Source organism: Streptomyces anthophorae (genome assembly GCF_049310305.1).
In the GTDB taxonomy this organism is placed as follows: domain Bacteria; phylum Actinomycetota; class Actinomycetes; order Streptomycetales; family Streptomycetaceae; genus Streptomyces.
Genome location: NZ_JBLWQQ010000001.1, coordinates 7,303,964 through 7,316,084, shown reverse-complemented (window position 1 = coordinate 7,316,084; position 12,121 = coordinate 7,303,964). Strand labels below are relative to the sequence as shown.

Annotated in this window: 12 protein-coding genes; 3 read left to right on the top strand and 9 right to left on the bottom strand. The window is 71.1% G+C overall.

From position 1 onward, the window contains the following. Positions 1–13 precede the first annotated feature (13 nt). On the bottom strand, positions 14–166 hold the full coding sequence (locus ACNYS0_RS33265; RefSeq protein ID WP_422406060.1) for an SCO1431 family membrane protein: 153 nt from the start codon (positions 164–166) through the stop codon (positions 14–16). A gap of 185 nt (positions 167–351) precedes the next feature. Between ACNYS0_RS33265 and ACNYS0_RS33260 the strand changes: the two genes are divergently transcribed. Beyond that, positions 352–1,833 carry a M1 family metallopeptidase gene (locus ACNYS0_RS33260; RefSeq protein WP_422478909.1) on the top strand — a complete coding sequence of 494 codons (1,482 nt, stop codon included), beginning with the start codon at positions 352–354 and terminating at the stop codon, positions 1,831–1,833. 6 nt (positions 1,834–1,839) lie between these two features. Here the strand turns inward: ACNYS0_RS33260 and ACNYS0_RS33255 are convergent, their stop codons facing one another. Continuing rightward, the gene (locus tag ACNYS0_RS33255) at positions 1,840–2,334 is read right to left on the bottom strand and encodes a hypothetical protein (RefSeq protein ID WP_422478907.1); all 495 of its coding nucleotides are present in this window, start codon (positions 2,332–2,334) and stop codon (positions 1,840–1,842) included. 79 nt (positions 2,335–2,413) lie between these two features. Beyond that, on the bottom strand, positions 2,414–3,808 hold the full coding sequence (locus ACNYS0_RS33250; RefSeq protein WP_422478905.1) for a peptidase C39 family protein: 1,395 nt from the start codon (positions 3,806–3,808) through the stop codon (positions 2,414–2,416). A 204-nt stretch (positions 3,809–4,012) separates the two neighbouring features. Here ACNYS0_RS33250 and ACNYS0_RS33245 point away from each other — a divergent pair, with 204 nt between their 5' ends. Further along, positions 4,013–4,654 (top strand): uridine kinase family protein, encoded by a 642-nt coding sequence (locus ACNYS0_RS33245; protein ID WP_422478903.1) that lies wholly within the window; start codon positions 4,013–4,015, stop codon positions 4,652–4,654. 407 nt (positions 4,655–5,061) lie between these two features. Then, the gene (locus ACNYS0_RS33240) at positions 5,062–6,924 is read left to right on the top strand and encodes an AAA family ATPase (RefSeq protein WP_422478901.1); all 1,863 of its coding nucleotides are present in this window, start codon (positions 5,062–5,064) and stop codon (positions 6,922–6,924) included. Between the two features lie 288 nt (positions 6,925–7,212). Here ACNYS0_RS33240 and ACNYS0_RS33235 read toward each other — a convergent pair whose 3' ends face one another. The 6 genes from ACNYS0_RS33235 to ribH all read right to left on the bottom strand — a co-directional run bounded on the left by ACNYS0_RS33235 (position 7,213) and on the right by ribH (position 12,111). Further along, positions 7,213–8,295 (bottom strand): hemolysin family protein, encoded by a 1,083-nt coding sequence (locus ACNYS0_RS33235; protein WP_422478899.1) that lies wholly within the window; start codon positions 8,293–8,295, stop codon positions 7,213–7,215. Continuing rightward, a complete protein-coding gene (locus ACNYS0_RS33230; RefSeq protein ID WP_422478897.1) occupies positions 8,292–9,647 on the bottom strand; it encodes a hemolysin family protein in 1,356 nt (451 codons plus the stop codon). Before ACNYS0_RS33230 ends, ACNYS0_RS33235 begins: the two co-directional genes overlap by 4 nt. A gap of 303 nt (positions 9,648–9,950) precedes the next feature. Then, positions 9,951–10,403 (bottom strand): PH domain-containing protein, encoded by a 453-nt coding sequence (locus tag ACNYS0_RS33225; RefSeq protein ID WP_422478895.1) that lies wholly within the window; start codon positions 10,401–10,403, stop codon positions 9,951–9,953. A gap of 11 nt (positions 10,404–10,414) precedes the next feature. Continuing rightward, a complete protein-coding gene (gene hisG, locus ACNYS0_RS33220) occupies positions 10,415–11,263 on the bottom strand; it encodes an ATP phosphoribosyltransferase (RefSeq protein ID WP_422406068.1) in 849 nt (282 codons plus the stop codon). 55 nt (positions 11,264–11,318) lie between these two features. Next, positions 11,319–11,591, bottom strand: coding sequence for a phosphoribosyl-ATP diphosphatase (locus ACNYS0_RS33215; protein ID WP_422429997.1), 273 nt, complete (start codon positions 11,589–11,591; stop codon positions 11,319–11,321). A gap of 34 nt (positions 11,592–11,625) precedes the next feature. Further along, complete coding sequence (ribH, locus tag ACNYS0_RS33210; protein ID WP_356385537.1) at positions 11,626–12,111, bottom strand: 6,7-dimethyl-8-ribityllumazine synthase; 486 nt, start codon at positions 12,109–12,111, stop codon at positions 11,626–11,628. Between the last annotated feature and the right edge of the window lie 10 nt (positions 12,112–12,121).

Genomic DNA, 12,121 nt, shown 5'->3' with positions numbered 1-12,121 from the left:
GGCGACGGGGCGGTCACATCCAGCCGAGCTGGGTGACGAGCATCGCGAGGACCACGACGAAGGTCCAGCCCAGGACGTGTTCGAGGATCTTGGGCCCGTTGTCCTCGGGCCCGCCGGTGCGGGCGCGCGTGGCGGCGGTGGATGCGGTGGCGGAATTCGCGGTCATGGGTGTCTCGCTCGGGTCGCGGTGCTGGTCCTGACTCCCCCGGCTGCGCCCGTGCCCCCTGCGGCGCCCTCTCCACCTTGCCATCGGATCGCCGATCCGCGGCCGAGACCTTGGTCACGTACAACCGGGCCGCGGCGTCGCGCGTCCCACCTAGCGACGCGTTCCGTCCGACCGGAAGGTTCCCGATGAGTACGTACCGGACACCCCGCCGCAGAACCCGTCTCGCCCTCGCGGCGGCGATCACCGTCACGGCCGCGCTGACCGGCCCCGCGGCCGTCTCCCGGGCGGCCACGGATGCCGCGACACCGGGCGCGGCGGGCCTCGGCGACCCGATGTTCCCGCTCGACGGGAACGGCGGTTACACCGTGCGCCACTACACGCTCGACTTCGACTGGCAGGCGCCGAGGACCCCGTTCGCCGCCGCCACCACGATCAAGGCCACGGCGACCCAGGCACTGTCCCGCTTCGACCTCGACTTCGCCGGGAACGAGCTGCACTCGGTGACCGTGAACGGTCGCGCGGCGCAGACCCGGCGGGACGGCGACGAGCTGATCGTCACGCCCGCCGCGCCGATCCCCAGGGGCAGCGCCTTCACCGTGAAGGTCGGCTACACCGCCGACCCGACGCAGGTGCGCCACCGCGACGACGCGATCGAGGACTACGGCTGGATCCCGACGCCCGACGGGACGGTCCTGTACCCGCAGCCCAACGGGGCCAAGATGATCTTCCCGTCCAATGACCACCCGAGCCGGCGCGCTCCCGTCACGTTCCGCGTGACGACCCCGGCCGACCGGACGGCCGTCGCGAACGGGCGCCTCGTCGACCGCACCGAGCGGAGCGACGGCCGGGTCCGCTGGACGTACGACTCCGAGCAGCCGCTCGCAACGCAGCTGGTCCAACTGGCCATCGGGAAGTTCACGTTGGTCGACAGCAAGGGCCCCGGCGGGCTGCCGCTGCGCGATGTCGTGCCGGACGCGCTCGTGGCGCCGACCAAGCAGTACCGCGACCTGACGCCTGATCACCTGCGGTGGTTGCAGGAGAAGTTGGGCCCCTACCCCTTCAACCGGTACGGCGTCCTCGTCGGCGACACGGATCTCGGGGTCGCCCTGGAGACGCAGACGCTGTCCCTCGTCCCGAAGGCGGACCTGCTCGGCACGAAGGTCGACGCCGAGCGCAATCTCGTCCACGAGCTGACCCACCAGTGGCTCGGCGACAGCGTCGGGATCGCCACCTGGTCCGATCTGTGGCTGAGCGAGGGGCACGCGCGCTTCTACGAGCGCTGGTACTCCGAGGAGCACGGCGGCGACAGCTTCGAGGCCGCCATGAAGACGGCCTACGAGAACCACGACCAGTGGCGCCACGACTACGGCGCCCCCGCCGAGCCCACGGAGCCGAACCTGTTCAAGCGGATGCGCTACGACGGCTCGGCGCTCGTCCTGTACGCGCTGCGCGCGCAGGTCGGCGCGGAGACCTTCTCGAAGATCGAGCGGGCCTGGGTCACCCAGTACCGGGGAAGGACGGCGTCCACGGCGGACTACGTCAAGCTCGCCTCGAAGGCCGCGGGCCAGGACCTCACCGGCTTCCTGCACCCCTGGCTGTACGGCTCGAAGACCCCGCCGATGCCGGGCCACCCCGACTGGGTGGTGAACCCGGTCGTCACCGGCTGACCCGCGTCACCGGCCGGGAGCCCGCTCGCACACGACCCCGAAGTCCGTGTGCCATGCCTCTCCGTCCTTCGACGCCTCCCAGGCACCCGCGAGCGTGTCCCCGGAGGCGTCGAACCGGGCGGAGAAGCGCTGGTGGAAGTCCGGGGCGGAGCGCCAGATCCGCAGCTCCCCCTCGGCCAGGCTCAGCCCGTACACGCGTGAGACGCCGCGCCCGTCGGCGTAGAGCATCGTGAAGTGCCCGGCGGCGTCGTCGTAGCCGATGTAGGCGACCGTCGGGAACGGATGGTGCTCGCGCCAGCCCTGCGGCAGTCGGGCGGCGGTGTCCGGCGCGAGGTCGGCGCGCTGCACGAGGAAGCCGCCGTCGGGCGTGCGCGCGTACGAGGTCGTGACCGGACCGATCCGGCCGTCGGGAGCACCCTCGACGAGCGCCCACTGCCGCCACTCGCCGAGGAGCGGGTCCAGGGTGTCCAGGGCCGGATGGTTCGTGTTGTGCCGCCGCATGGTGGTCTCCTCACCGGGGATTCCCCCTACGGATGAGGAGACCACTGCGGACGGCCCGATTCATCGGTCCACGCGGTGCTCAGCGCACGCCCACCGCCGCCAGCGCCTTGCGCTGCTTCTCGGTCGGGTGGGCCGGGAAGTACAGGTAGCAGACGCCACCCGTGCCGGAGACGACCTTGCCGGTGGCGTTGTAGCGCTTGGTACGGAGCCAAATATTTTCCCACTCACGCCGCTTGTAGACGCGGCGGACCGCGGGGTCGCTGGGCGAGGCCGGGTCGTTGGCGATCACGTCGCCGTCGGCGGTGAAGCCGATGACCGTCATCAGGTGTCCCGACGTGCCGTACCCCGCGCCGGTCAGCTCCTCCTTGAGGAACGACTGGGACGTTATGGCCGGGATGCCGGCCGCGATCAGCTTCTCCAGGTCACCGAGGGAGGAGAGGCGGGTGACGACGCCTTGCAGGTCCTTGTACGTCGCCGCGTACGCCGCGTTGAACGGCCAGTTGCCGCAACCCTCGTACTGGTAGTCATACGTATAACGGGCGGCGTGGCAGACCTGCGGGTCGGCGAACGAGGGGTCCACCCAGGCCAGCTGCTCCGCCGTCGGCTTCCGGCCCCAGTACTCGATGATCATCTGCGAGGACGTGGGGCTGCACCAGGCCTCTCCCCCGTTGTCGTACTCGGGGTACTGGCCGACGTGGATGTTCTGCGAGTAGCGCGGGACCTTCAACTCCTTGGCGAGGCCCGGCGTGGACGCGGGGACCGTGAAGCGGTCCGGGACGTCCGAGCCCATGGCGCCCAGGCGCCACACCGTGGGCGCCGCCTTCGAGCCCGGCGCGCGCAGCAGCCTCAGACGCAGCCGGTACGAGACCAGGCGCAGGCCCGAGGCCGCGTCGTCGATGGAGAACGTGTCCGTCCAGATGCTCGACTTGCCGTCCGACTGGTCGTCCACGGACGTGCGACGGATGTCGGCGTCCTTGTCGTCGCCCGCGGTCCAGCGGCCCATGACGTACCAGGGGGTCGACGCGCCGTCCGTGTAGGTGCCCTGGAGTTCGATCTGGATCCAGGTGCCCTTCGGGGTGCGCGCGTTCCAGGAGGCGATGACCTCGGTGGCGGGCACCGACAGCGCGTGCACCGGGGAGAGCCACTCGGCGTACTCCCACTCGGCCGTCTTGTTCAGGTGCGGATCCTTGTACGTCGTCGTACCGGCGGGCGCGCCGATCGTCACGCCGGGGCGCGCGCCGTCCACGACGCGCGTGCCGTGCGCGGTGCCGGAGCGCCAGTCGACGGACGTCGTCCAGGTGCGGTTGTCCACGAGGCGGTTCACGGCGTCTTTCCGTGCGGTCGGTGCGGGCTGCCGCGCGGAGCCGGCGGCGCGTGCGGCGCCCGTCGCGGCCGTCGTGGCCAGCGCGGCGCCCGCGGCCGCCGCGAGAACGGTTCTCCGGGAGAGCGGGGACGGGGTTTCGGGTCGGGTCATCGGCTGATCCCTCGGTCGTCGGTTCTGACGGACGTGACGGAGACGGAGACTGACGTGACAGAGTGCGCCAACTATGGCCGCCGGGGCGGGATTTCCACCAGCGTTTCGCAGCGGCGCGCCCGCACGAATATTGGTCTTCACCACTGGCATGACCTGCGGCGGCGCGCGCGAAACCGATCCGGGCGGCGTCGTACCCTTGCGGCCGTGAGCTACCACCATGCGCCCCTCGCCGACTGCGCCGACCGGATCCGCCGGCTGCCGCCCTCCTGCGGCCCCGTGCGGCTCATCGGCATCGACGGGCACGCGGGTTCCGGCAAGTCGACCCTCGCGACACGCCTTGCCGGGGCGCTCGGCGGGGCTCCCGTCCTGCGGCTCGACGACCTGGCGAGCCACGACGCGCTCTTCGCCTGGACCGAACGCCTGCGCACCCAGGTCCTCGCCCCGCTCTCCCGCGGCGAGGCCGCGCGCTACGAGACGTACGACTGGCACGCCCGCCGCTACGCCGCCGTGCGCGAGCTTCCGGCGGCCGACGTCGTCCTGATCGAGGGGGTCGGGGTGGGCCGGAGCGAACTTCGTCCGGAACTCGCCATGTTGCTGTGGCTCGACATGCCGGGCGAGACCGCATGGGCGCGGGGGCGCGCGCGGGACGGGGAGGAACAGAGGGAGTTCTGGGACGGCTGGATCCCAGCGGAACGGGAGCACTTCAAGGAGAACCCGTCCCTCCCCTTCGCACACCTTTTGGTACGCGAGTGTCCAGAGGGATACGAGGTGCGAAAAGGGCCTGGTGGGATCCCACCCTTGAAGGAGACCATCACTCACCGTGACGGACCGCCAGCGGTCCGGTGAACCTGTGGAAACACACTTCCGCCACTTTCCACGAGAGCCCCAACTCTGCTTGACCGAGGGGCCGTACAGGACTTACGTTCTCAATGTGCGGCCTTTCGGGGCCGCCTACAGACGCGAAGCCCCCGGTTGTTCCCCCGTGATCGGGGGCTTCGTTCTGCCCTCAAGGCCCCTCGCCGAGCGCACCGAGCCGCCTTTCGCTCACCCTGGGTCACCATTCGGTACCGCGCTCACCTGCACCGAATCCCCCCGCTCGTGCCCCGATCCGACCGGGTCGCGCCCTACGGCCGAGCTCGCCCCCGCAGGTACGATGCCCTCGGTGCGGTCTACGGACGGCTCGCTGTCCGCATCGTGACAACTCCCGTCCATGACAGAGCGGTTCATCGGGGGCACGGTTTGTGGGGGACGTGATGGACTTCGGCACCGGTGCACAGGCCGGCCCGGCCGACCTCGCCTGGCTGCGAGGCGTCGACGCCTACACCATGGGCGCCTATCCGCAGGCGGAGGACGAATTCCGCACGGCGGTACGGATGGACCCGGGAATGGCCGACGGCTGGCTCGGGCTGCACGCCCTGCGCGTCGACACGACGACGGCACTGCTGCGCATGTTCCGGCACCGCGACCGGTTCGGCGAGCAGCGCATCCGACATCGGCGCACACTCAACTCCTGGTACTGGCTGGGCTGGTGGGTGCAGCCGGTCCTTGAACACCCGCGCGACCTGCTGCTCGCGCACGCCTCGCACTGGCTGGACGGGCGCCATGTCCCGGACCTGGACCGGGCGTTGGCCACCCTGCCGCCGTTCGACGCGGACCCGCAGGTGCGCTTCCTGCACGCCTGCCGCTCGTACCTGGTGAAGGACTGGGAGCAACTGGTGCGGCACACCGACCCGTTGACCGACGACCCGATGCTCGGCATCGAGGCCGGTCTCTTCGGGGGCATGGCCCGGGTGCGCCTGGAGATGTACGGGCAGGCGGAGCCGCTGCTCTCCTCCGCCCTGATGCGCTGTCGCAGCGAGCAGCCGCAGCGCAAGGAGCTGCGCTACTGGCTGGCCAGGGCGCACGAGGGCACCGGGCGTTCGGCGGCCGCGCTCCCCCTGTACCGGGCGGTGCACCGCGTCGACCCCGCCTTCATGGACACCTCGGCGCGGCTCGCGGCGATCGCCGAGGGGGACGGGTACGGGGACTTCGGGGACGGCTCCGACCTCACGACGCTGACGATGACCGGGTATCCGGACGGGCTCGACGGCGACACGGGCGACCCGCTGTACGAGAGCGACGAGCGCAACCTCAAGGTCACCGACCCCGATCTGCCGCCTCCCGGCGGCGCGGCCGCCGACGACGCCGACATGGTGCGGGAGAAGGCCGTGGTGCCGGTGCCCGCGCCGCCGCCGGTCAGCAGCACGGATCCGGTGCTCCTGGAGGAGGCGCTCAGCGAGCTGGAGCGGATGGTGGGCCTCGAGCCCGTGAAGCGCCAAGTGAAGGCGCTCTCCGCGCAGTTGAACATGGCGCGGCTGCGGTCCGGGCAGGGCCTTCCGGTCCAGCCGCCGAAGCGGCACTTCGTCTTTTCCGGGCCTTCGGGTACGGGGAAGACGACGGTGGCGCGGATTCTCGGGCGAGTGTTCTACGCGCTCGGGCTGCTCGGCGGGGACCACCTGGTGGAGGCGCAGCGGGCGGATCTGGTCGGCGAGTACCTGGGGCAGACCGCGGTCAAGGCGAACGAGCTGATCGACTCCGCGTTGGGCGGCGTGCTGTTCGTCGACGAGGCGTACGCGTTGTCCAACTCCGGTTACGGCAAGGGCGACGCGTACGGGGACGAGGCGCTTCAGGTGCTGCTCAAGCGCGCGGAGGACAACCGGGACCACCTCGTGGTGATCCTCGCCGGGTATCCGGAGGGGATGGACCGGCTGCTCGCGGCCAACCCGGGGCTTTCGTCGCGGTTCACGACGCGGGTCGACTTCCCCTCGTACCGGCCGCTCGAACTCACGTCCATCGGCGAGGTGCTGGCCGCGGAGAACGGGGACGTGTGGGACGAGGAGGCGTTGGACGAATTGCGGTCCATCGCCGGGCACGTCGTCGACCAGGGGTGGATCGACGAGCTCGGGAACGGGCGGTTCCTGCGGACGCTGTACGAGAAGTCGTGCGCGTACCGGGACCTTCGGTTGACCGGGTATGTGGTCGAGCCCACGCGGGATGATCTGGCGACGTTGCGGTTGCCGGATCTGATGCAGGCCTACGGTGAGGTGTTGTCCGGGCGGGGGCCGTCCGCCGGGTGACTTTGTGGCGGACGGCCCCCGTGCGCCGGAAGCGGGGTTGACGTCGCGGGGCTCTGCCCCGGACCCCGCGCCTCAATCGCCGGCGGGGCTTGAGGTACCCGCCGAACCGGACCCCGCTCGCTCTCACCCCGAAGGCGGGACTTGAAGTACCCACCGAACCAGACCCCCCTGACTCTCACCCCGAAGGCGAGGCTTGAAATACCCGCCGAACCGGGCCCCACTGGCTCTCATCCCGAGGGCGGGGCTTGAACTGGCCCGGTCGGCGGCGGTGCCTGCCTGCTTGTTTGTTTACGCCAGTGCGCCCTCGCGGTTGCGGGCGACCGGGACCCGGGGGTGGGGTGTTTCGCGGTGGGTCGGGTCGTTGACCTCGCCGACCAGGAGTTCCAGGACGTCCTCCAGGGCGACCAGGCCGAGGACGCGGCCGGAGGCGTCCGCGACCTGGGCGAGGTGGGTGGCCGCGCGGCGCATCACCGTGAGGGCGTCGTCCAGGGGGAGCTCCGAGCGGAGCGTCGCCATCGGGCGCCAGAGCTGCTGCGGGACCGCGCGGTCCGTGTCGGGGCCGTCGATCAGGTCGAGGACGTCCTTGACGTGCAGATAGCCCATGAAGGCGCCGTCGTCGGAACAGAGCGGGAAACGGGAGTAGCCCGTGCGGCCCGTGAGGTCGATGATCTCGGCCGGGGTGACCGCGGGGCCCACCGTCACCAGCGAGGCGCGGTCGAGCAGTACGTCCGTCACCGGGCGCGAGCCCAGCTCCAGGGCGTCCTCCAGGCGTTCCTGCTCCTCGGGGGCGAGGAGTCCCGCCTGGCCCGAGTCCTCGACGAGGCGGCCCAGCTGCACGCTCGTGAAGACCGCCTCCACCTCGTCCTTCGGCTCGACCCCGAAGAGCTTGAGGATCAGCCGGGCGCAGGCGCCGAGGGCGAGGGTGACCGGCTTGCAGAGGCGGGCGAAGGCGACGAGTCCCGGGCTGAACCACAGCGCCGTCCGCTCCGGCGCCGCCATCGCCAGGTTCTTCGGGACCATCTCGCCGATGACGAGGTGGAAGAAGACCACGGCCGCGAGCGCGATCACGTACCCGAGGGGGTGGATCATGCCGTGCGGGACGTGGGCCGCCTCGAAGACGGGCTCCAGGAGGTGGGCCACCGTCGGTTCGGCCACCGCGCCCAGGGTCAGTGAGCAGACGGTGATGCCGAACTGGGCCGCCGCCATCATCTGCGGCAGGTGCTCGAGCCCGTACAGGACCTGCTTGGCGCGCTTGCCGGGGATCGGTTCGATCTGGCTGCGGCGCACCGAGACGAGGGCGAACTCCGCGCCGACGAAGAAGCCGTTGGCGAGGACCAGCAGGGCGGCGAAGACGAGTTGCAGGGCGGTCATCGGGCCGCCTCCAGGACGGGCTGCGGGGCGGGCGCCGGCTCGTGGGGCTCCGCGGCCCTGACGAAGCGGACGCGTTCGGCCCGGTAGTGGTCGACGGCGCGCACCGACAGGCGCCAGCCGGGGAGTTCGGCCTTGTCGCCGGGGGCCGGGATGCGGCCCAGGAGATCGGCGACAAGGCCTGCCACGGTCTCGTACGGGCCCTCGGGGGCCTCGAGTCCGATGCGGCGCAGGATGTCGACGCGGCAGCCGCCGTCGGCGTCCCAGGCGGGACGGCCGTCCTCGGCCGGGGCGACCGCCAGTTCCGGCAGATCGAGCCCGTCGTGCTCGTCGCGGACCTCGCCGACGAGTTCCTCCACGATGTCCTCCAGGGTGACGACCCCGGCCGTGCCGCCGTACTCGTCGACGACGACGGCGATCGGCTGCTCGCTGCGCAGGCGCGCCAGGAGAGGCTGTACGGGGAGGGTCTCCGGGACCAGGAGCGGGGGCTGCGCGATGCGGCTCACCGGCGTGCGCAGCCGTTCGTGCGCCGGCATCGTGAGGGCGTCCTTCAGGTGGACCATGCCGATGATCTCGTCGATCCGCTCCCGGTAGACCGGGAAGCGGGACAGACCCGTGGCACGGGTCAGGTTGACCACGTCCTCGGCGGTCGCGGACGACTGGAGCGCGCTGACCTTCACGCGCGGCGTCATGACGTGCTGCGCGGTCAGCTCGGCGAGGGAGAGGGTGCGGACGAACAGGTCGGCCGTGTCCTGTTCCAGGGCGCCCGCCTGCGCGGAGTGCCTGGCCAGGGAGACCAGCTCGCCCGGGGTGCGGGCGGAGGCCAGTTCGTCGGCGGGCTCGACGCCGAGGGCCCGGACCAGGCGGTTCGCCACGGCGTTCAGCAGGGCGATCACCGGGCGGAACAGGCGGGAGAAGGCGTGCTGCGGGCCGGCCACGAACCGGGCGACCTGGAGGGGTTTTGATACCGCCCAGTTCTTCGGGACGAGTTCGCCGATCACCATTTGCACGGCGGAGGCCAGGAGCATGCCGACGACGACGGAGATGCTGCCGACGGCGCCCTCGGGGATGCCGATGGCGGTGAAGGGGGCGTTCAGCAGCTGGGCGAGGGCCGGTTCGGCGAGCATGCCGACGACCAGTGAGGTGATGGTGATGCCGAGCTGGGTGCCGGACAGCTGGAACGACAGCTGCTTGAGGGCGGCGACGACGGTGCGGGCGCGCTTGTCGCCCGCGGCCGCGGCCTTCTCGGCGTCGGGGCGCTCCACGGTGACGAGGCCGAACTCGGCCGCCACGAAGAAGCCGTTGGCGAGGATCAGGAGGAAGGCGGCCGCAAGGAGCAGCAACGGGATGGTCATGCCGCCGCCTCCGGGGACGTGCGCGCCTCGGGGGCGCTGTGTCGGGAGGGGGCGGCGCAGGTACTACCGGACGATCCGTCCATCGCTGGAGGGAGTCACTCCTTGGTTAGCAGGAGCCCTTGGCTCCGCCGGTTTGGCGGGTGGGGCGGGGCGGCGCGGTGGGCGCGCCCCGGAACCAGATTAATCAAGCCGGGGGGCGATGTGGCAGGGGCTGCGCCCGCTGGAGTCCTCGGCACCGGGGTTGCGGTCGCGGGACGCTGCCCCGGACCCCGTGCCTCGATCGCCGGCGGGGCTCGAAAACGCTCAGCCGCCGCTGGGGCCCGATGAGGTGTGCGCGGATTCCGTCAAGGCGCGCAGCGCCTTCGCGTCGCGGATGGCCGATTCCTTGGCCATGCCGGGCTGGATGCCCATGGCGGCCATGCTCGTGCCGTCGGTGAGGTCGAGGAAGACCCAGGGGTCGCCGGGGCGCAGGTTGACCCGGACGATCTCCGCCCAGGTCAGGCGGCGGCTGCGCGCCACGTTGACCACCGTGACGCCCTCGGCGTCGGCGACGACCTTGGGCCGGGCAAGGAGCCAGAGCACGGCCCAGAACACTGCCCCGGTGAAGACGAAGCTGGCCTTCTCCCCCGGGCTCAGGCCGCCGAGCAGCAGCGCGACGACCGTGATCACCACGAAGGAAGCGGCGCCGAGCGCGTGCAGGATGGCGCGGGTGCGGCCCGGCCGGAAGGTGACGGGCAGGCTGGGGTGGTCGGACATGGGATGCGTCCTCAGAGGCGGCAGGCGTGGATGGCCGTGGTGAGGATGGCCCGCGCGCCGAGGGCGTACAGATCGTCCATGATCCGCTGCGCGCCCTTCGACGGGACCATGGCGCGCACCGCGACCCAGCCCTCGTTGTGGAGGGGCGAGATCGTCGGGGACTCCAGGCCGGGAGTGAGGGCGACCGCCTTCTCCAGGTGTTCGGCGCGGCAGTCGTAGTCCATCATCACGTACGTCCGGGCGACGAGGACGCCCTGGAGGCGGCGCAGGAACTGCTGCACCTTGGGGTCGTCCGACGTGTCGCCCTTGCGGCGGATCACGCACGCCTCGGAGCGCATGATCGGCTCGCCGAAGACCTCCAGGCCCGCGTTGCGCAGCGAGGTCCCCGTCTCGACGACGTCGGCGATCGCGTCGGCGACACCGAGCTCGATGGCGGTCTCGACGGCGCCGTCGAGGTGCACGACGTTGGCCTCAACGCCGCGCTCGGCGAGGTACTTGGCGACGATGCCCTCGTACGAGGTGGCGATCGTCCGGCCCGCGAGGTCCGCGAGGTCCTTGACGGCCCCGGGGCGCGAGGCGAACCGGAAGGTCGAGCGGGCGAAGCCGAGCGGCAGGATCGTCTCGGCCTCGGCGCCGGAGTCGATCAGCAGGTCCTCGCCGGTGATGCCGATGTCGAGCTTGCCCGAGGACACGTAGATCGCGATGTCCTTGGGGCGCAGGTAGAAGAACTCGACCTCGTTGTCCGGGTCGACCGTGACGAGTTCCTTGGACTCCTTGCGCTGCCGGTATCCGGCCTCATGCAGCATGTCCGACGCAGGCCCTGAGAGTGAACCCTTGTTGGGGACGGCGATGCGCAGCATGAGGTCGGATTCCTTTGCGTAAGGGGTGAGTTGCGGATGGAGTAGGTACGCGGGCTTAAAGGTGCGCGTACACGTCGTCGAGGGAGATGCCGCGGGCGACCATCATCACCTGGACGTGGTAGAGGAGCTGCGAGATCTCCTCGGCGGCGGCGTCCTTGCCCTCGTGCTCGGCGGCCATCCAGACTTCGGCGGCCTCCTCGACGACCTTCTTGCCGATGGCATGGACGCCCTTGTCGACCAGCTCAGCGGTGCGGGACGTGGCGGGATCGCCGTTGGCTGCCTTGTGCTGGAGCTCGGTGAAGAGCTCCTCGAACGTCTTATTGGACATGGTGGCGTCTACTTTACGCGTCCCGGGCCCGGCCTCAGCGCCAGGGCTCGGCGATGGTGCGCAGCGTGGTCGCGGTGGCGACGGCGGCGGTGACCGCCTCGTGCCCCTTGTCCTCGTTGGAGCCCTCGATACCGGCCCGGTCGAGCGCCTGCTCCTCCGTGTCGCAGGTCAGGACGCCGAAGCCGACGGGGACGCCGGTCTCGACGCTGACCTGGGTGAGCCCGTTCGTCACGCCCTGGCAGACGTACTCGAAGTGCGGGGTGCCGCCGCGGATGACGACGCCGAGCGCGACGATCGCGTCGTAGCCGCGGCCCGCGAGGACCTTGGCGACGACCGGCAGCTCGAAGCTGCCGGGGACGCGCAGGACGGTGGGCTCGCTGATGCCCAGCTCGTTCAGGGCGCGCAGGGCGCCGTTCACGAGTCCGTCCATGACCTGCTCGTGCCACTGGGCCGCGATGACGGCCACCCGCAGGTCGCCGCAGTTCTTCACGCTCAGTTCGGGTGCACCCTTGCCGCTCACGCGCTTCTCC